Genomic DNA, 221 nt, shown 5'->3' with positions numbered 1-221 from the left:
ATAATTTTTCTGTATCAATAGATGATCATTTAATGGGAATAACACATGTTTTGAGAATGAAAGAGCATGAAGTAAATGCATATAAACAAAAATATATTTATGAATATTTTGGTTGGGAATTTCCAACAATACTAAATTATGGGGTTCTATTAGTAAAAGATTTACCATTACATAAATCTGAAATAAGGAAATTAATAAAAGAAGGAAAAATATCTGGATGG

At 24.9% G+C, this 221-nt stretch carries 1 protein-coding gene (cut by a window edge); it reads left to right on the top strand.

Features of this window, described 5'->3' with window-relative positions; all coding sequences use genetic code 11:
• Positions 1-32: 32 nt before the first annotated feature.
• Positions 33-221, top strand: partial view of a glutamate--tRNA ligase family protein gene (locus LUA84_RS03470; protein WP_457913382.1) — the 5' portion only. 123 nt of this gene lie beyond the right edge of the window; only the first 189 of its 312 coding nucleotides appear in the window; it begins with the start codon at positions 33-35; its stop codon lies beyond the right edge, outside the window.

Source organism: Candidatus Nanopusillus massiliensis (assembly GCF_920984865.1).
Note: the sequence above shows the minus strand (reverse complement) of the source record. Positions and strands in the feature narration are given on the sequence as shown.